The organism is Chryseobacterium arthrosphaerae (assembly GCF_001684965.1).
Classification (GTDB): domain Bacteria; phylum Bacteroidota; class Bacteroidia; order Flavobacteriales; family Weeksellaceae; genus Chryseobacterium; species Chryseobacterium arthrosphaerae.
In genome coordinates this window covers 411,168-431,287 of record NZ_MAYG01000012.1, presented here as the reverse complement: position 1 = coordinate 431,287, position 20,120 = coordinate 411,168, and the positions used below count along the sequence as shown (strand labels likewise).

The window sequence follows — 20,120 nt, the reverse complement described above, 5'->3', positions numbered from 1 at the left end:
ATCTATTGAATCTGCTTCCTGACTGATCTATCTTTGTAACATCAAAATCAAACAATATTAAAAACAAAAAAAACAAACATTATGAGACGTAACGCAACAGCCGTTTGGAACGGTACCATTAAAGAAGGTAAAGGACATCTAACTACTCAGAGTACAACTTTAAACCAGACTCAATATTCTTTCAACAGCCGTTTTGCGGATGGTGTGGGAACCAATCCTGAAGAGCTGCTGGCAGCTGCACACGCAGGATGTTTCACCATGAAACTGGATGCAGAACTTTCACAGGCAGGATACAATCCCGAAGAGCTGAAAACAACTTCTGTTATCACTCTTGATCCCAACATTGGAAAAATCACGAAATCTGAACTGACCTTAACCGCTAAAGTGCCGGGAATTTCAAATGAAGAATTCCAGAAATATGCTAAAATAGCAGAGGAAGGATGCCCTGTAAGTGCTGCTTTCAACTTTGAAATCACTTTAAATGCTACTTTAGAGCAGTAGGATAAAGGTAAAAGATCATTAAATCTGAGTTTAAAATCTTACTCAGATTTAATTTTCCAATAAAATATACCGAGTGGTATATTTTTGTATATTTGCATTATTATAAACACGTTCAATGTCAAAAGCAGAAAAAACAAAACAGCACATCATTGAGAAAACAGCTACTCTATTTAATACAAAGGGGTATATTTCTACATCGCTTTCAGACATCACACAAGCAACCGGACTTACCAAAGGGAGCATTTACGGAAATTTTGAAAACAAAGATGAAGTCGCCATAGAAGTTTATAAATACAATGCAGGATTACTGAGCAAAACCCTCAGCCGTTCTTTCGGGGATGAGTTTTCCAGTTCTCCGGATAAACTTCATGCTTTTGTTGATTTTTACAGAAAAAACTGGCCGGTTGTTTTTTCAAACGGAGGCTGCCCTCTCATGAACGCAGCAACAGAAGCAGATGATTCTTTTCCTGCCCTTAAAAAACAGGTTAAAAATTCTTTTCAGCTATGGATAGACAAAGTTTCATCAGTGATCCGGCAGGGACAGAAAAATAAAGAGATCAGTGAAAAAATTGACGCCGCCCAATATGCCTCAACATTTATTATGCTGATTGAAGGCGGAATACTGCTTTCAAAAACCATGGGTGATCAAAGTTTTCTGAACCATGCTTTAGACAGGATCTCTTATATGATTGATCATGAATTAAACATCCATCCATCATAAATTACACGATATGGAAACAAAAAGAGTGGCTATTGTAGGATATAACAGAATCCCCTTTGCCAGAATGAATACTGCTTACACAGACCAGGGAAACCAGGCGCTTCTGCTGTCAGCACTCAACGGACTTATTGACCGTTACCATCTGACAGGAAAGCGGCTTGGAGAAGTTGCCGGAGGCGCAGTGATTAAACATATCTCCGAAAGCAACCTCATCAGGGAAACCGTCATGAATACTTCACTTGATCCGGCTACTCCGGCATGTGACCTGCAGCAGGCTTGTGATACAGGTATTGAAGCAGCCATTTATATCGGAAATAAGATTGCGCTTGGACAGATCGAAAGCGGTATCGCCTGCGGTGTTGAAGCGATGAGCAATATTCCTTTTGAATCTTCTCCCAGACTCAGAAAAGCCTTGTTAAAAGCCAATAAAGAAAAATCTGCTTTTGGAAAACTGAAGCAGTTATTCAGTCCGAAATTAAAAGACTGGATGCCTATCCCTTACAAAGGGCAGGAACCGAAAACAGGATTGGTAATGGGTGAACATACTGAAATCACTGCAAAATATTACAATATCCCAAGAGAAGAACAGGATGCACTGGCATTCAGGAGCCATCAGAATATGGCCAAAGCTTATGATGAAGGTTTTTTTAATGATATGATTACTCCTGCTTTCGGTCTTGATAAAGACAATAACCTGCGAAGAGATACCAGTTTAGAAAAATTATCCCAGCTGAAACCTGCTTTTGATAAGCAGAACGGAACTTTAACTGCAGGAAACTCCACTCCTTTTACCGATGGAGCTTCAGCAGTTCTGCTGGCGAGTGAAGAATGGGCAAAAGCCAATGATCTTCCTATACTGGCTTATATCACGTTTTCGGAACTGGCAGGGATAGAATATGTAGAAAACAAACAAAACTTACTTCTCGCCCCGGTTTTTGCAGCAGAAAGAATGCTGAAGAAAGCAGGGATGAATCTGGAAGATTTTGATTATTATGAAATTCATGAAGCTTTTGCAGCTCAGGTCCTGGCTACCATTAAAATCTGGGAAAATGATGATCTTGCGAAAAAATTCGGACTGGAGAAAGCATTAGGAAGTATTGACAGAGATAAGCTGAATGTGAAAGGTGGAAGTCTGGCTGCTGCCCATCCCTTTGCGGCAACCGGCGGAAGAATTATCGCGACCCTTGCAAAACTCCTGCATGAAAAAGGGCACGGAAAAGGTTTTATATCCATTTGTGCTGCCCGCGGACAAGGGATAACCATGATTTTAGAAAAGTAATATTTACCCTAAAAATGGCTTGAAAAGATAAAATCTTTTTATTATGCATTAAATAATATGCTTTATTATTCGTCTGCAGCGAAAGAAAATTGATAATATTGCAGACGAAAATTCAGATGCTTAAAGAAATGAGCAAAATGAAACATGGGTAAACCGGGTTTATCTCATGAAAGTCTAATCGATTTAAAATTAGTAACTACAATATGAAAAGAGTTGTCATTACAGGATTAGGTGCTGTGACACCTTTGGGAAATAATGTTGAAGATTTTTGGCAAAACAGCATTAAGGGCACCAGTGGTGCAGGATTAATCACCCATTTCGACACAGAAAAATTTAAGGTACACTTCGCTTGTGAGGTCAAAAATTTTGATCCCAAAGTATATCTGAATCATAATGAGATTAAAAGAAGTGATCTGTTTACACAATATGCCATGTACGCATCCGCAGAAGCGATTCAGGATTCCGGACTGGAACTGGAGAATATGGATCCGTTTGATACCGGAGTGATCTGGGGAACAGGACAAGGCGGAATGTGGACTTTTGAAAAGGAGGTGATGGATTTCGCCCAGGGTGATGGTACCCCACGTTTTAATCCGTTCTTTGTTCCCAAGTTCATCGCCAATATGGCTTCCGGAATGATTTCTATGAAATATGGGCTTCAGGGAATCAACTATACTACTGTCTCAGCCTGTGCAACCGGAAATACAGCATTGATGGATGCCTTCAACTATATCCGTCTCGGAAAGGCGAAAGTAATCATCAGTGGTGGTTCTGAAGCGGCTATCACTCCGGCTTCCATAGGAGGTTTCTCTATTATGAAGGCCATGTCTACCAGAAATGATGACTTTGCCACTGCCAGTCGTCCTTATGATGCCGAAAGAGACGGTTTTGTAATGGGTGAAGGTGCAGGGGCTTTGGTTCTTGAAGAATATGAACATGCTGTGGCAAGGGGAGCAAAAATCTATGCAGAATTAGCTGGTGCTGCCATGACTGCAGATGCTTATCACATGACCGCCCCTCATCCTGAAGGTGCAGGAGCCATCAAAGCAATGCAACTGGCAGTGAAGGAAGCGGGAGCCAATATGGAAGATATCGATTATATCAACCCGCATGCTACTTCTACTCCACTTGGAGATCTTATAGAGCTGAAAGCCATCAATAATGCATTTAAGGGAAGTAAAAATCTTGACATCAGTGCCACAAAATCTATGACCGGGCATTTATTGGGTGCAGCAGGAGCCGTTGAAGCGATCCTTTCTATCAAGGCCATTCAAAACAGCATTATTCCTCCTACGATCAACCTTCACAGTATTGATGAAAGTATTCCTAAAGATATCAATATTGTTTTCGGGGAAGCAAAAGAGAAGGAAATCAATTTTGCATTGAGTAATGCCTTTGGATTCGGAGGTCATAATGCGACTTTGGTTTTCAAGAAATTCAGATAGTTTTTCAGATTAAAATAATTGTAAATCCCTGTATGACTGCTATACAGGGATTTTTTTATTTACTCTGTGGATAAAAAATAAGTGCTGTGCAAGTCATAATTTTCTGATTCTAAAGATCTTTAAAAATTAATTATAATACGACTTGTTTTGTCGCTGTCCGTCAATACTTTTGTTTCAGTAAAATTTCCTGCAGGATTTACAAAATAATTATTTAAACAGAAAAAATGATCTATACCTTAAATTTAAAGACCACAGAATATTGTTCAGATTTAGCCATACATAAAAAAAGCAGCCAAAACTGACTGCCTTATCTTATACTTGCGCTTTCAACCACTCCGAAGAGGAAAGGTAATTCTGATCAGGATAGTAAATAAACAGCAGATTTCTTCCCTTTATGGTATTGATGATCGGCTGTGTCAGCTCTCTCGGTACTGCGGGGCATCCCCAGCTTCGTCCAATCCTTTTGTGCATAGCAGCAAATTCATCACTTACATAATTGGCTCCGTGCATTACAATCGCTCTTCTGTAAGCTGCATCATTGAATCCCTTGTCCATGCCCAACAGTTTTAAAGAATATCCGTTGTCCCCCTGATACGTTGCATCCGTGATATAAAATCCTAAGCTGCTCTGTAACGAACTTTCCCTGTTAGAAAAATTCGTTGCAAATTCTTCGCCGGTATTTTTACCATGGGCAACCAATGAGTTGAACAGGACTTTTTTGTCTTCAAGGTCAATAACCCAAAGTCTTTTGGTATTGGAAGACATAGAAAAATCGCAGATAGTCAATAAATGCGAATCCTGGGTAAGCAATCCTGCTTTCTTTAAGTTTTCGTAACCTGTCAATGCTTTTGAGAATACTTCATAGTTCAGTTCATGACCCGGGTCAAATGCAATTGATTGGTATAATGCTTCTGATGAAGAAACAGCAGTTGTATTCTTCTCAGATTTCGTGTCGTCAGCTACAGTTACTCTTTCAGTCTTTGCCGTCTTGAAATTTTCATTCTTTACCGCCACTCTTGGAGAAATGTAGAATGAGGTCGTAACCATGTAAACAAGGCCTATTACGCTATAAAATCCTTTCATTCAATAATATATAAATCCAAATTAGTGGGGCAAAATTATAAAAACATCATTACGCACCAGGTAAAAACGAAAAAAGTTTAACGCTATTTAAGAAACTTTAACTTCCTGATTCTGTGAATAATTTAATATCAATACTTAAAAAACTTCAATATTTAAGAATAACAAAAAATAAAATTAATATGTCAATACAACTTGTAAACCCCGCTACCAATGAAACGTTAAACTATTATCCAACTACTACGTTTCTTCATAATGGTTCTTCAATTCCTTCGACCATTAACACTGACGATGGAGTTATCTACCTTGAACATTCCGGAAATACCTATGTCCTTGAAGACTATATGGGAGGGCATCCTATTAATGTAAGAAGATTTGGTCTTAATAATGGTACTGATGACAGAGGCTATACTTCAGCTGCTATCATTAAGGGAATAAAGCTTGCAAAAAAATACAATTACAGGTCTCTATATATTCCCAATGGTGATTATGATATCGCCGAAACCGTTAATATAGATGTTGCTCCCAATACAACAATAAAAATTGAGGGTAACTTAAATGTAAAAGACTCCTTTACCGGAAATGCTATTGTTATAGGAACTCATGGCCCTGCTATTACTCAACCTACAAAGGATTCATTGGCAGGATTAAATATCCAGGGTCTTAATTGTTCAAAAAAAAATTATAATGACTCAGACTCAACAGGGATAGTAATTATGAATGTGATCGCTTCGACCATTGAAATTAAGAGGGTGACCGGCTTTAAAATAGGGACATTATTATATTCTGATAATGGCCGAGGTGGTGGGATTTCATATAACACCTTCTTTCTCAACTATTTTCACGACAATGAAATCAATCTGAAATTCGAGAAAAATGATGTCCAAGGCTATATCAATGAAAATACTTTCTATGGTGGAACATTCAACCATAGTACCAGTTTCCCGAAGGTTAAAACATTCCATATACTTATGGATGATAAACAAATCAATCTCCATCCTTATAATAATAACAGATTCCTTTATCCGTCTTTCGAAGACAATGATCCTGACAATGCTGTAGCAGCACAGATAACCGGAGAAAGCAATACTATTGTGGCACCACGAATGGAAAACCCAAACAACCCGCTCTACACGATCAAATTTGATGAACACTCTAAAAGATGTCAGGTCATTTCAAAAGGTTTTGGACTTTATAAAGGTTCGATAGAAGACCTTGGAGATGAAAATTCTTATGAAACGAACAGTGGAAACTTATTAACTACAAATTCCGCAAATCCTGTATTGACCTTACGAAACCAGGCCTCTTCCGCATTTACACTTTATAGTGGGCTAGATGTTTCTAATAATGAAGTATTCTTTGTAACCGGAGAAGGAAAAGGATTCTATGGCAGTTCTCTATATGCAGAAAAAGGATTCAGATGGGCAACCTCTGACGGAAGTAAAGAAGACAGAGGTCTTTTTTATGGCAATGGAAGTCCAACCGTAGCAGCTAATCCGGGAAGTATTTATATCAATAATGATGGGGGCAATAAAATGCTATGGGTGAAAACAGACAGTGGAAGCTCAGCAGGCTGGAAGTCCATAGGAACACAGGCTGATGCACTTACAGCTCCTGAACCTTCATCATCGGCAACGGCACAAGATGTATGGCTAAGATTAAAAGATCTGGAAGATAAACTTAAAGCAGCAGGATTATTATCCTCTTAAAAACTTAAAAACCACCTGTCATAGGTGGTTTTATTTTATTTCTGAGTATCTGCAACAAATTCCAGACTGATAGAATTCATACAATACCTCAGTCCTGTAGGCTTGGGACCGTCATCAAAGACATGTCCTAAATGAGAATCACATCTTTTGCAAAGTACCTCAACCCTTTCCATTCCATAAGTTGTATCTCTTTTATAATAAACACCTTCCTTATCTGCCTCAAAGAAACTCGGCCAGCCACAGCTGCTTGCAAATTTGGAAGTAGAGCGGAACAGATGATTTCCGCAAACGGCACAATAATAATCCCCTACCTCATCAAATTCATTGTATTTTCCGGTAAAAGCTCTTTCTGTTGCAGCTTCTCTGGCAATGGCGTACAGATCCGGAGCAAGGATTTTTTTCCATTCTTCATTGGAAATATTGAGTTGGGCAGTGTCTGTTCTGGAATAGTATGGATTGTTTTTTGCTTCTGTATTTTCCATAGGGGAGATTTTAATAGGTTGATATTTCTGCGTGCATGAGTGCACAAGGGTTAATATGATGACTGAAAATAAAAATTTCATCGTAAATTTTAATTATTTATTTCTTCACTACAAAAGCCTTATAAAAAACTTAAGTGTAAGAAGTAATATATTAACCATATTAAAGTCCATTTTAGTTATATGAACTTATAAAACTACATAGTGTAAACTGGCTTAAGTGGTCTGATATGTTTACAATAAAACTTTTGTGACTTTTGTGGTTTAATAGTAAATAGTTCCATGACCAAATTTAGTAAATTTGAGAATATGAATGACGAAGCAAAAAGAAAACAGCTCAGAAAATATAAAGCGTTTGCTACAGGATTATTTGTCCTGATGGCCGTTATTTTCATCGTTACGACCATTTTACAGAAATCAAACAGTTCCCATTGGATCGGCTATGTACGGGCCTTTTCTGAAGCTGCCATGGTAGGAGCTTTGGCTGACTGGTTTGCCGTAACAGCACTTTTCCGTCATCCTCTGGGGCTTCCGATTCCCCATACCAATCTGATTGAAAACAGCAAACAGAGACTGGGAGATAATCTGGGGAGCTTTGTGGTCAGCAATTTTCTTTCGCCTCAGAATATACGTCCTTATATTCAAAAGCTCAAGATTTCCAATTTCGTTGGCGAATGGCTGGTGAAAGAGAAAAGCCAGGATATCCTGATCAGAAACTTATCCGATATTGTGCTGGACATACTGAATAAGTTGGATGATTCTACCGTCAGCCGGTTTATCAGCAATAAGGTTTCCGAAATGACCGGTGATATCAAACTTAATAGGGTGGTAGGTAACGGAATCGGATATATTCTGGAAAAGAATGACCATCAAAGGATCATCACCAATCTTTCTAAGCAGATCAAAGAATATATTACCGAAAATGATGAAATGATCCAGGAGCGGGTAAAGAAAGGAAGCTATTCTTTTATTCCATCATTTGTAGATCATAAAATTGCAGATAAAATTGCAGCCGGACTTTCTGAATTCTTTAAAGAAATAGAGGAAGATCCGCAGCATGAGGTCAGAGCACTGATCACTCAGAAGATCCATGAATTCTCTATTGATCTGAAGGAAGATCCGAAATGGGATGAAGAATTTAAAACCATTAAAAACGGACTTCTGAAAAATGAAAAACTGGATGAATATTCCAATGACATCTGGATTTCTATCAAAAAGACCCTGATGAAAGAACTCCAGGAAGATCATTCTGCCCTGAAAAACTACCTTTCTAAAAACCTGAATGAATTTGCACAGAATTTAAAGACAGACGAAAATCTTCAGAATAAAATTGATCATTGGGTGCGTTTCACCGCTTATAAATACATCCTTAAAAATACCCATCAGTTTGGAAACCTCATCAGTAATACCGTCGGGAACTGGCAGGGCAAGGAACTGAGTGAAAAACTTGAGCTGGAAGTAGGAAAAGACCTTCAGTTTATCCGGGTCAACGGAACACTGGTAGGAGGACTTGTAGGACTGATCATCTACACAATAGCCCATTTTTTCATTTAAAAAACTAAAAACCACGATAACCCAACCATGAAAAAAATTTTTGCTGCATTCCTCTTCTTTTCCCTCACATTTGCCCTCTGTCAGAAAGTTGAATTAAAAACTGTAACGGATTCTTCGCAAATTTTCAAAGGAGAAATTGCAGGAGTTCCTGTTACCTTACAGCTTCACTATGATGGCATCCCGGACTGCAACTTATACCAGCATTTTGTCAACGGGTGGTATTATTACGATAAGTATCAGAAGAAAATCCCCCTGACCGGGGTTTATGATTATGGCAAACTCTCCTTATATCATTTCGGTTCCAGACACCAGCAGATTTCCAGACAGTTTAAAGAAAAGATCAATTCACCAAAGGACGTTGAAAACGTAGCAGAGATTGTCAAAAATTTAAATCCGAAAGAAACTATTTTATTCGGGCAGGATAGGGTTAAAGAAAATCCGGTTACAGGAAGTTTTTATGTTGGCAATAAAGGCAAATCCCAACCTGCCCAACTTTTTACAGGGAATGATATGATCTACCGTTACAATAATTATCTGGTTTTACCCAATAACAAAAGAATCAACACCTTTGATGTTATTAATATCTATGGTGGAAATGAGCTGATCTCTTACGTTTCCGGAGAAAAAGGCAACCGTGTTCTATTATATTTTAACCATTCTTCCAACCTTAATGCATGTGGCAGATGCGGAGCGGGTGAAGGAGAAAAAGGATACCGGGTTCTTTATTTTACCAAGGACTGGAATTATAAACGTTACGAGGAATTCCTTACCGAAAGCTGTCTGGAAGGAATATTTGAAACTCAGAAGATAAAGACTAAAGATCCGGATATCCTTCAGTTTAAAGTGCCAAAATCCTATTCTTCACCTGCTTATATTTTGACTGTAGACACAAAAAAATCTTCTGTAGTAAAATCAAAATAAAAGAGAGCCCGTACTGAACTCTCTTTTTGTTTTATCTTGGTAATCTGCCTGCTCTTTTCAGAATTTCTTTATTGATATCGTTGATGAGTTCCGGGCCTTCATAAATAAACCCTGTGTACAGCTGAATCAGGCTTGCTCCGGCATCCAGTTTTTCCATGGCATCTTTGGCCGAATGAATTCCTCCTACCCCGATGATCGGGAAAGCCCTGTTACTTTTATCAGAAAGATATTTGATCATTTTTGTACTTCTCTCACGGATAGGTTTTCCGCTCAATCCACCATTTCCGATCTGCTCTAAAGCTTCCGGAGATGTTTTCAGGCCTTCCCTGTTGACTGATGTATTGGAAACTACAATACCATCAATCTTTGTTTCTGCGATCAGCTCAATGATTTCGTCTAACTGATTGTTATTAAGATCCGGTGCGATTTTCAGGAGTATCGGTTTCCGTACAGCTTTTGACTGGTTTATCTTTTTTACTTCCGTAATCAGCTCTCTCAGATATTCCACATCTTCCAATTTGGCGTGGCTTCCTACATTCGGGCAGCTTACATTCAGTACAAAATAGTCTACATGAGGATGAAGCCCTTCAAAACAGTCCAGATAATCCTGGGTGTAGTTTTCAGGTTTTGTATCTGTATTTTTTCCGATGTTTCCACCGATGATAATTTTTCCTTTGTTGGATTTTAATTTTTCAATAGCTGCTTCAAGGCCGTCATTATTGAATCCCATTCTGTTGATGATTCCTCCGTCTTCTATAAGACGGAACAGCCTTTTCTTAGGATTTCCTGCCTGGGCTCTTGGAGTTACAGTTCCAATTTCAACGAATCCGAAACCTAAGTCTGCCAGTTCATTGAACAATACGGCATTTTTATCGAAACCGGCAGCCAGTCCCACAGGATTTTTAAATTTCAATCCGAAAACTTCTCTTTCCAGACGTTTGTCTTCAACAGGTTTCGGGAAAAATAATTTAGTGAGAAATCCAAAATTCTTAAGCATTGAAAAAGTAAAGTGATGTACTTCTTCAGGATCGAATTTAAAAAGAACCGGACGAATGAGCGATTTGTACATTGAAAAAAAGTTTTACAAAATTACTCATTTTAAAATTAATGCTCGATTGATGTATGATATTTTATCGAAATGTTTGATATATAAGATCTATAAGCCGGAAAAAATCTGTGTACGCTGCAGATGAGCAAAATATTTTAACGCTACGATCGCAAAGAAATATAACACAACCTAAAAACAATTTTGTTCGCAAGGGCGTTTCACTAAACGAAGTACACACTATCAGCCTTTGCTGAACGAAGTGCCTTTGCGATCGGAAATAAAAGTTATTGATCAGTAAACTTTGCGAGCATTGCGTTAAAATAATAGAGAAATATCTCCATTATCCGCTACATGGAATGAGATTCTTAGAAATCCCATCCTTAAGGTTCTAATTAAGAGTATGCACTCAGATCGAATTTCAGAATATCCCCTACTCTTTTGAACTCTTCATCTATAGTGGCATTTACCGTAATCCTTTCATTAGAAACAGGATGATTAAAAATCAATTGATGGGCATGGAGCGTCATTTTGTTGATGTCAAATGTCTGAAGCCACAACTTATTCTGTTTATTGCAACCGTGCTTCCTGCAGCCTAAAATAGGATGCAGAATATGTTTAAAATGTTTTCTCAACTGATGAAATCTTCCCGTTTCAGGAATGGCTTCCACCAAAGAATATCTCGAAGTCTGATGTTTTAAAAAGGGTAAATCTATTTCCGAAGTCTGCAAACGACGATAATACGTAACAGCATTTTGCTTGACTTCATTTTCATTAACCAGGTCGTAATCGATGGTTTCTTCTTCTTTAGCCCAACCACGAAGAATTGCCAGATATTTCTTCTCCACTTCACGTGATGCAAACTGCTCGCTCATGACTCTAAGAGTATCTTTATCTAAAGTAAACAGCAGGACTCCCGAAGTTTTCCTGTCTAACCGGTGTACAGGAAACACTTTCTGTCCAATCTGTTTCTTCAGCTCCTGAATAGCATAAGTATCGGCTTCTCCGGCATAAAAAGATTTATGAACCAGTAGCCCGCTGGGCTTGTTGATGGCAATAATATGCTCGTCACGATAAAGAATTTCTAACATGGGACAAAAGTAGAGGTTTTTTGATTATTCTTCAAACTTCAGATGTTCATTAAAAAACGGCAGCACCTGATTTTCAATTCTTCCGTTTTCCCTGCTGACTTCACTGCCGTGTGTGCCGATATATTCTTCTGCTTCATGTTTTATTTTCAGCATTTCAAGATTTTTACTTAGGCTCATACAACTTATGGGAAGATGTTTCAGTTCATCGTTTCTTCCCCAGTCAAATTTTATGGCCTTCAGTTTTTTGATATTTTCATAATGAGAAAAGATCAATTCAGATGTAGAGTTTTTCTTTAATTCCTGAAGAACAGAAGCATCAACTTTCAATTCATCGCCATCAAAGGAATATGGGAAATCGGCATAAAAAGGCGGCTTATTTTCATTTCCGTTATAAGCTCTTGCAATAGCAAAAATAATACTGACTCTTGCATTCTCTTTTTTTGAAAGGTCTGCAATATCTTTAATATTCCTGCTGTTTTTATACAGATCAATTTCATTGAGAGCAAAAAACCGGGCATCAGTAACTGCCGGCGAAAGTGCATAAACGGAAGAGAATATTTCAGGATGCAGAAAGGCATTCCGCAGCGCTCCGTTCCCTCCCATGGAATGTCCCGTAATTCCACGACTGTCTTTATCCGCAATGGTTCTGAAATTTTTATCAATAAAATTCACCAGCTCTGTTGAAGTAAAATCCGACCAGTTTCCCGAAGATTTTGAATTGGCATAAAAGCTTCCTTTAAAAACGGTACTTTCATCCGGCATCACCATCATCACAGGTTTTATTTTCCCGGAACTGATAGCGCGGTCAATAATATGGTTCATTTTATCCCTGCTGATCAATAAACTGTCACTCCAGAAAAAACCATGTAAAAAATAAATAACCGGATATCTTTTTGAAGATTTTTCATAACCGGGCGGAAGATATACGGTAACTCTCCGCTTAGGATTTTCACCAATTTTATTATGTAACATTTTAGCTGTAATGTAGGTGGTAACCACTTTCCCTTCAGGAATCTTTTGCCCCCATACAATCGGAGCCAGCACAACAAAAATTAAAATAAGAAAGCCTGATTTTTTCATTGCAGAGTTTTAAGTCAGTCAAATGTCGGCAAATTGCCTTACAATAAATACTATTGAAGGAATTTTTATTCCTGTTTCTATCCAGCCCTGATTGCAACGGCATCCTTTTTTGTTGCGGCTGGAGCGAAGCGGAAGCCGTAACAAAAAAGGATGCCGTTGCAATCAGGTTCCCGGCTCCCAATATTCAAAAAGTAAATATTTGTACTTTTATTTACTGCTTTTTCGGTTGAATTTCATGATTTTGGATCCAAATTGCTATTTTTGCACTTCAGACGTAAAAAAATTATGGCAAAGCAAGAAGATGTTTTCAAGAAAGTAATTTCTCACGCTAAAGAATACGGGTTTATTTTCCCTTCCAGTGAGATCTATGATGGTTTATCCGCTGTTTATGATTATGGACAGAACGGGGCCGAACTCAAAAATAATATCAAACAATACTGGTGGAAAGCGATGGTACAGCTTAACGAAAATATTGTGGGTATTGATTCGGCAATTCTGATGCACCCTACCACATGGAAGGCATCAGGCCACGTAGACGCTTTCAACGATCCGCTGATTGACAATAAAGATTCCAAAAAACGTTTCAGAGCAGATGTTTTGGTGGAAGATTACTGCGCTAAAATTGAAGATAAAGAGAAGAAAGAAATAGAAAAGGCTGCGAAGAGATTCGGAGATGCTTTCGATAAAGACCAGTTTGTGGCAACGAACCCAAAAGTTCTGGAATACAAGGCAAAAAGAGAAGCTATTCTTTCAAGGCTGGCAAAATCATTAGAAAATGAAGATCTTGCTGATGTAAAGGCTTTGATCGAGGAGCTTGAAATTGCAGATCCTGATACCGGTTCTAAAAACTGGACGGAAGTAAGACAGTTCAACCTGATGTTCGGAACCAAACTGGGAGCTTCTGCTGACAGCGCCATGGACCTTTACCTCAGACCGGAAACAGCTCAGGGGATCTTTGTCAACTACCTGAACGTACAGAAAACTTCACGTCATAAGCTTCCTTTCGGGATCGCACAGATCGGAAAGGCCTTCAGAAATGAAATTGTTGCAAGACAGTTTATCTTCAGAATGCGTGAATTCGAACAGATGGAAATGCAATTCTTTGTGGCCCCGGGAACAGAACTTGAATTCTACGAACAATGGAAACAAAAGCGTCTGAACTGGCACCTGGCCCTTGGATTAGGTGATGAAAATTACAGATTCCATGATCACGAAAAACTGGCCCATTATGCCAATGCTGCGGCTGATATCGAGTTTAATTTCCCATTCGGGTTTAAAGAACTGGAAGGGATCCACTCAAGAACAGACTTCGACCTGAAAGCTCATGAAAAGTTCTCCGGAAGAAAACTACAGTTCTTCGATCCTGAAAGAAATGAAAACTACGTTCCTTATGTAGTGGAAACTTCTGTAGGTCTTGACAGGTTATTCCTTTCTATTTTCTCACACTGCCTGAGAGATGAAGTATTGGAAGACGGTTCCGAAAGAACAGTTTTATCTTTACCTCCGGCACTGGCACCGATTAAAGCAGCTATCCTTCCACTGATGAAGAAAGATGGTCTGGCAGAATATGCAGAAACAATCTTCAACGATCTGAAATATGATTTCAACTTATTCTACGAAGAAAAAGATGCCATCGGAAAACGTTACAGAAGACAGGATGCCATTGGTACTCCATATTGTATTACAGTAGACCACGATTCATTGACGGATCACACGGTAACCATCAGAGACAGAGACACAATGCAGCAGGAAAGAGTTCCTGTTTCAGAACTGAGAAGAATCATTGATGAGAAGACCAACTTCAGAAATCTACTTTCTAAGATATAATACAAAACGCCCTGATCTTTTTCAGGGCGTTTTTATTTTTTATCGATTATAATATAAATATAGTATAGAAATTATTATTTTTAGCAAAATTTAAAAACTAAAATAATAATAACCATGAAAAAAATATTTATTGCCTCACTGGCGATGGCAACGATCGTGAGTTGTGTATCCAATGATAACCCCGCCGACCACAGAGACAATACCAAAAAAAACAACGGTTCTATCCGACTTCTCAAAAAAGCTACCCAAATTGTACAAGGCGATCCGCCGTATGTGGTGGACTTCAAATATAACGGAGACAAAATAACAGAGTCTTATAGCGCAATGGATGATAATAAAATCATTTTCACCTATAATGGAGATTATATTGCTAAAACGGAAGAATATCTGGGCGGTGTACTGATCATTACAAGAGAGTTCTCCTATTCTAATGGAAAACTTATTGCAGAAAAGGTAACCAATAAAGAGAAAGGAACCCTTGTTTATACTCAAAACTACCAGTACGTGAGTGATACTCATATTAAGTTTAATGAATATAGAGATGCAACGTATAATCAAGCAACAGGAACCTATTCCAATCTTTTATTTGCCCAAGTAGATGCTTATCTAACCAATACCGGCAATATTGCTTCAGCCAATTATACGTATGCAGGAACAACCTATAATATTACGAATTCTTATGATAATTCCAACCATCCGATGAAAGGGGCAAAAGGTTATGTACAGATCAATATGCTTAATACAAGTGATGGTCAGATCTCCTATAATAATTTATTGATCCAGACAGAAAAATATTCCGGGGCAACCAATGGAATCAATAAACTTACAGCAGTTCATACGACAGGCAGTGATAACTATCCTACCAAAACTGTTCAAACTTATGATATTTCATCTTATGGTACGAGTACCAATACAGCACTTTATGAGTATTATTAGCCATAACCCTATTTTATAAATTAAGCCTTGAATTTTGATTCAAGGCTTTTTATATTTTAATGATCTGATTGAAAAATGGGTAAAAAACCTCTGCTGAAACTGCTTTTCTGATCTATTTTTCACTAATAAATAAAAAATAGTGTATTTACTTCTTTATGTTAATTTTTATAATCAAATTATTCTAAATTTGTCAGATACCGATTCATGAACAATGAGAATACTAAAGTATATGATAGGCGGAGCTGTAGCTGGTGCGGCAGCGGCTTATTTTCTGGGATACGATTACTTATTTAGCGGGATCTCCAAAACTTACCTTAAAGGAAAGTCGAGCGCTTATATAGATGACGGATATCTTTTCCCCAGTAATCCTATAGCTACCGAAGCTCCCAGATTGTGGGAAGAAGATCCTGACTACAACAAAAAAGAGTTACCGAAACATTTAGTTGATGATATAAAACACTCCCGTACAGCAGCTCTGGTGGTGATCAGAAACGGGAAAATCCTTCATGAACAGTATTGGGACGGCTATAACCAGCTTTCTCAGACCAATTCATTTTCGATGGCAAAGGCTGTAACGGTAATGCTGTTAGGAAAAGCTTTGGAAGAAGGAATGATCTCTTCAATAGATGAAAAACTTTCAGATTTTTATGCTGAATTTAAAGAGAAGACTTTCGGAAATCATGTTACGCTTAAAAACTTAGCCCAAATGGAATCCGGACTGGATTGGGATGAAAATTATAACAATCCGTTTCTGCCCAATGCTAAAGCCTATTATGGAAAAAGTCTTGTAAAAGCTGTATTCTCAAGGAAATTTAAAGAAGAGCCGGGAACAAGATTTGAGTACCAAAGCGGCGCCACCCAGCTTCTTGGTTTCGCCATAAGAAAAGCTTTAAATCAACCTTTGGCAAGCTATTTATCAGAAAAATTCTGGGTTCCGCTCGGAATGGAGCAGAATGCCAAATGGAGTACAGATGATCATGGAATGGAAAAAACCTACTGCTGCATTCACTCCAATGCCCGGGACTTCGCCAAACTGGGACAGCTGTTTCTGGATAACGGAAAAGTTGGAGATCAGCAAATTTTAAATTCTGATTTTATTGAACAGATGAGAACGCCCACGGAAAAATCTGAGAATATTTACGGAATGGGCCTTTGGATCAACAATGACAATCCGGTCAAACATTACTATTTCTTAGGGCTGCAGGGACAATATATCATTATGGTTCCTGAATTTAATATGGTCATTGTAAAAACCGGCAGTTATTCCAATAATCCTAAAAATGACAGGGGAAGGCCGGATCAGGTACAATTCCTGGTCAATGAAATCACCCAATTATTTCAATAGAACTATGGAAAAATATAATATAAAGGTTGATGAATACATTGAGAAATCTCCGGATTTTGCAAAACCAATCCTTAACTATCTCCGGGAAACCATCCATGAGGTCTGTCCTGATGCGGAGGAAGCCATCAAATGGAAGTTTCCCACGTTCATGTATAAAGGGAAAATACTCTGCTCAATAACCTCTTTCAAACACTATTGCAGTCTTGGATTCTGGCTGCATCAGGAGATGAAAACCATAAGGGAACTCGAAACAACAGCCGAAAAGAGCTCGATGTTCAGCCTGGGAAAAATCACCGGAATGGAAGATCTTCCTTCAAAACCTCAGCTGAAAAAAGCCATTAAAGAAGCAATGGAGCTTACGGATATGGGCGTTACGAAGAAAGCTGCTCCTTCCAAAATGGAAACAGAAATTCCGGATTATTTCCAGACAGCTTTAGAGGCTAATAAAAAGGCCTTAGAAATCTTCGGAAAAGCATCGCCATCCTTCAGAAAAGAATATATCAGCTGGCTCACAGAAGCAAAAACAGAAGCCACCCGGAATAAAAGGCTGGACCAGGCGATGGAATGGATTTCGGAGGGTAAAGGCAGGAACTGGAAGTACCAAAAAAAATAAAAACACAAACAAACACAATGAAGAAAAAAATAGTCCTCTTTTTCTTCCTTATTATTTCGATTTTCGGAGTTGCTCAGACATTTGATTTTGAGGGACAGTATAAGTACGCCCGTACTCTTTCATCCAAAAATCCGGATAGTTCGGAAATTGTTCTGAATAAGATCATAGATTCAGCACAGAAAAGAAGCCGCCCGGAGTTTCTTGCCAAAGCTTATTATTTAAAATCATTCAACAGCTATCTGAGATCTGACGCTGAAAAAAGCCTTGACTTTGCAGATAAGACTCTTAAAGTATCGACCCAACACAATTACAGTATCGGAAAAGCGTTGGCATACAGAATGCAGGGAACACAATATGCAAAACTTGGGTTGCTGAAAGAATCTTCCTCAAGTCTTCTCAATGCTCTTTCTGAAGTAAAGAATAATAATACGGAGGAAGGACATGAGCTGAAAGGAATGATCTTTAACTCCTTTCTGATTCTCCTTAACAAGAATCAGTACAAAGAGAAAGAATTCTATTCCAAAAGTGCCATCCGTGAATTTCAGAGGCTTAAAAATGTAACCAGAAGAAATGAGCTGCTGATTTCTGCCTATACCAATATGGGGTATAATTTATCCGAAGTAAAAAAATTTCAGGAAGCAAAATATTACTTCACAAAAGCTCTTTCTTTAGCCGGAAAAAACAATTATTACCTGCAGGCAAGTATATTGAATGATATCGGATTTTCATTTTCAAAACAGAATAAGCCTGACAGTGCTGTTTTGTATTTCCGGAAATCGCTGGCCATTGTAGATCAATATGGCTTCAATGAAAAAAAGATTGAGGTGACCAAAAATCTTGAGGAAGCTTATGCCCAGCTGGATGATCAGCCTAATGCAGAGAAATATAAACTTGTCAATCTTCAGTTAAAAGATAGTATTGCTTATAACAAAGCAATGGCTGTGAACAAAACATTATCAAAAAAAGAAGAAAATTTTGATCAGCTGCTTACTGCAAGCCACAAAATGTCTAACTGGCTTATTACAGCCTGTCTTGTTCTGGTTTTTGTTTTAGGGATTGTTATTCTTATTGTCATCCGTCTCCGTAAAAAGCACAGAGAAGTTGTCTCCAGAATTTACAGGGAAGGGATTTCTCCCGTTATTTATGAGGAAGATCCACTGGAGGATTCTGATGATCTCCAGGTAAAAAATACCCCCACTCCGGCAGAAATAAAAATTTCGCCTGAAGTAGAGGAAAATATTCTAAACGGGTTAAAAGTATTTGAAGAAAACCTTGAGTTTAACAGCAAAAACATTTCACGTTATAATCTTGCGAACACACTGAATATCAACCCAAAGTATCTGTCAGCAGTTATTAAGAAACATCTGAAGTTTAATTTTAACCAATACATTAACCACTTAAGGATCAATTATATTGTGAATCAGCTGAAAAACGAACCGCAATACAGGAAGTATAAAATCAATCATCTTGCTGAAATTACGGGATATTCTTCCCACAGTGCTTTTTCTCTCGAGTTCAAAAAAATCACAGGGCTGCATCCATCTGCTTTCATCAAAACTCTTGATGAAATCTCCTGATTATTGTTCTGCAATCGTAAGATTATTGTAGCCTCCCGTATTATTTAATGAGAAATTGGCCAGATTTGAATTATTTAAATTGAACCATATATAAGGCATTAACCTCTGACCAGCTGTCATATAGAAGGAAGCTGTACAATTACTTCCCGCATCAATATTCCCTACACTGTTCGAGGACATTGTGTTTACACATTTTACCGTATTGACAATATTGGCAGGGACCAGGCCCGCTGTATTATCATAAAGCTGCCAGATAGCCTCTATCTGAATGGGATTTAAAGGATCAGTGGTATAATTGATTGCGAGTGGGGCCAGATCGGTAGTGAATGAAGCAACATAAATTCCGTTTCTGGGTGCTGTAAAAATTCCTGTAGCAGCATTGAAACTTGTTCCGGAATTACTTTCAAAGATTTTATTCCAGTCTACAAGATAATTACTTGCCCGGTTCTGTAAGCCTCCCGTTATGGTTGCGGTAGCAGGAGTTACCAGTTTTATATTATTATTCGTTTTGGCTGCAATAACTATTATTTTGTTATTAGCAGGTTGCGCTGTCAGTAAAGGGAGCCATTCATTTCCGTTGGAATACTCCATTCCGCTGTTATAACGTACCGCTCCCTCGTCGGCTGCAGGGGCTGTAAGGGCAGAAGTTCCAAAACCGACAGCTCCGTTTCCAGAATTCCTGGCATCCACTTTTACAGCTGGGCTCAGAGTGCCTGCTCCTATTCTTCCTGTGCTGCTTATGAGCACATCATTACTCTGCTGAGCCGGCGTAAAAGTTGATCCTGACACCGGATTATCTCTTTGGCCGTCAATGTGTAAAATACCTTGTGGGTTTTGGGTATTGATTCCAACCTGTGAAAATACACTGTGGAAACTTAAAGTCATTAAAATCAGTAAACAGTTCTTTTTCATCATCT

18 protein-coding genes are annotated in these 20,120 nt (G+C 38.3%); 12 read left to right on the top strand and 6 right to left on the bottom strand.

The genetic code is table 11. From position 1 onward, the window contains the following. Positions 1 to 81: 81 nt before the first annotated feature. From BBI00_RS17380 to fabF, 4 genes are all read left to right on the top strand, one after another. Positions 82 to 501, top strand: a complete 420-nt coding sequence (locus BBI00_RS17380; RefSeq protein ID WP_065400123.1) for an OsmC family protein — start codon at positions 82 to 84, stop codon at positions 499 to 501. A 115-nt stretch (positions 502 to 616) separates the two neighbouring features. Next, a complete protein-coding gene (locus BBI00_RS17375) occupies positions 617 to 1,222 on the top strand; it encodes a TetR/AcrR family transcriptional regulator (protein WP_065400122.1) in 606 nt (201 codons plus the stop codon). A 10-nt stretch (positions 1,223 to 1,232) separates the two neighbouring features. Then, positions 1,233 to 2,501 (top strand): acetyl-CoA C-acetyltransferase, encoded by a 1,269-nt coding sequence (locus BBI00_RS17370; protein ID WP_065400121.1) that lies wholly within the window; start codon positions 1,233 to 1,235, stop codon positions 2,499 to 2,501. Between the two features lie 203 nt (positions 2,502 to 2,704). Next, on the top strand, positions 2,705 to 3,946 hold the full coding sequence (gene fabF / locus BBI00_RS17365; RefSeq protein WP_065400120.1) for a beta-ketoacyl-ACP synthase II: 1,242 nt from the start codon (positions 2,705 to 2,707) through the stop codon (positions 3,944 to 3,946). A 312-nt stretch (positions 3,947 to 4,258) separates the two neighbouring features. Here the strand turns inward: fabF and BBI00_RS17360 are convergent, their stop codons facing one another. Then, positions 4,259 to 5,029 (bottom strand): murein L,D-transpeptidase catalytic domain family protein, encoded by a 771-nt coding sequence (locus BBI00_RS17360; RefSeq protein ID WP_065400119.1) that lies wholly within the window; start codon positions 5,027 to 5,029, stop codon positions 4,259 to 4,261. Positions 5,030 to 5,208: 179 nt separating this feature from the next. Between BBI00_RS17360 and BBI00_RS17355 the strand changes: the two genes are divergently transcribed. After that, positions 5,209 to 6,735, top strand: a complete 1,527-nt coding sequence (locus BBI00_RS17355; RefSeq protein ID WP_065400118.1) for a hypothetical protein — start codon at positions 5,209 to 5,211, stop codon at positions 6,733 to 6,735. Positions 6,736 to 6,770: 35 nt separating this feature from the next. On the opposite strand, the gene msrB is transcribed toward BBI00_RS17355, so the two are convergent. Next, positions 6,771 to 7,298: a peptide-methionine (R)-S-oxide reductase MsrB gene (msrB, locus tag BBI00_RS17350; RefSeq protein ID WP_065400117.1), complete on the bottom strand. Its 528-nt coding sequence runs from the start codon at positions 7,296 to 7,298 to the stop codon at positions 6,771 to 6,773. Between the two features lie 225 nt (positions 7,299 to 7,523). Between msrB and BBI00_RS17345 the strand changes: the two genes are divergently transcribed. Both BBI00_RS17345 and BBI00_RS17340 read left to right on the top strand, forming a co-directional pair. Then, the gene (locus tag BBI00_RS17345; protein WP_065400419.1) at positions 7,524 to 8,768 is read left to right on the top strand and encodes a DUF445 domain-containing protein; all 1,245 of its coding nucleotides are present in this window, start codon (positions 7,524 to 7,526) and stop codon (positions 8,766 to 8,768) included. A gap of 27 nt (positions 8,769 to 8,795) precedes the next feature. Beyond that, complete coding sequence (locus BBI00_RS17340) at positions 8,796 to 9,689, top strand: hypothetical protein (protein ID WP_065400116.1); 894 nt, start codon at positions 8,796 to 8,798, stop codon at positions 9,687 to 9,689. 31 nt (positions 9,690 to 9,720) lie between these two features. On the opposite strand, the gene BBI00_RS17335 is transcribed toward BBI00_RS17340, so the two are convergent. The 3 genes from BBI00_RS17335 to BBI00_RS17325 all read right to left on the bottom strand — a co-directional run bounded on the left by BBI00_RS17335 (position 9,721) and on the right by BBI00_RS17325 (position 12,905). Continuing rightward, positions 9,721 to 10,758: a quinone-dependent dihydroorotate dehydrogenase gene (locus tag BBI00_RS17335; protein WP_065400115.1), complete on the bottom strand. Its 1,038-nt coding sequence runs from the start codon at positions 10,756 to 10,758 to the stop codon at positions 9,721 to 9,723. Between the two features lie 371 nt (positions 10,759 to 11,129). Further along, complete coding sequence (locus BBI00_RS17330) at positions 11,130 to 11,825, bottom strand: pseudouridine synthase (RefSeq protein ID WP_065400114.1); 696 nt, start codon at positions 11,823 to 11,825, stop codon at positions 11,130 to 11,132. 24 nt (positions 11,826 to 11,849) lie between these two features. Continuing rightward, entirely contained in the window at positions 11,850 to 12,905 is a 1,056-nt protein-coding gene (locus BBI00_RS17325) for an alpha/beta hydrolase (RefSeq protein ID WP_065400113.1), read from the bottom strand. Positions 12,906 to 13,190: 285 nt separating this feature from the next. Here BBI00_RS17325 and BBI00_RS17320 point away from each other — a divergent pair, with 285 nt between their 5' ends. The 5 genes from BBI00_RS17320 to BBI00_RS17300 all read left to right on the top strand — a co-directional run bounded on the left by BBI00_RS17320 (position 13,191) and on the right by BBI00_RS17300 (position 19,203). Then, a complete protein-coding gene (locus BBI00_RS17320) occupies positions 13,191 to 14,732 on the top strand; it encodes a glycine--tRNA ligase (protein ID WP_065400112.1) in 1,542 nt (513 codons plus the stop codon). A gap of 114 nt (positions 14,733 to 14,846) precedes the next feature. Further along, entirely contained in the window at positions 14,847 to 15,668 is an 822-nt protein-coding gene (locus BBI00_RS17315; RefSeq protein ID WP_065400111.1) for a hypothetical protein, read from the top strand. Between the two features lie 211 nt (positions 15,669 to 15,879). After that, entirely contained in the window at positions 15,880 to 17,013 is a 1,134-nt protein-coding gene (locus BBI00_RS17310) for a serine hydrolase domain-containing protein (protein ID WP_083988560.1), read from the top strand. Positions 17,014 to 17,017: 4 nt separating this feature from the next. Further along, positions 17,018 to 17,626, top strand: coding sequence for a YdeI/OmpD-associated family protein (locus BBI00_RS17305; RefSeq protein ID WP_065400110.1), 609 nt, complete (start codon positions 17,018 to 17,020; stop codon positions 17,624 to 17,626). Positions 17,627 to 17,643: 17 nt separating this feature from the next. After that, complete coding sequence (locus BBI00_RS17300; RefSeq protein ID WP_065400109.1) at positions 17,644 to 19,203, top strand: tetratricopeptide repeat protein; 1,560 nt, start codon at positions 17,644 to 17,646, stop codon at positions 19,201 to 19,203. Here the strand turns inward: BBI00_RS17300 and BBI00_RS17295 are convergent, their stop codons facing one another. Further along, on the bottom strand, positions 19,204 to 20,118 hold the full coding sequence (locus BBI00_RS17295) for a hypothetical protein (RefSeq protein WP_065400108.1): 915 nt from the start codon (positions 20,116 to 20,118) through the stop codon (positions 19,204 to 19,206). Positions 20,119 to 20,120 lie beyond the last annotated feature (2 nt).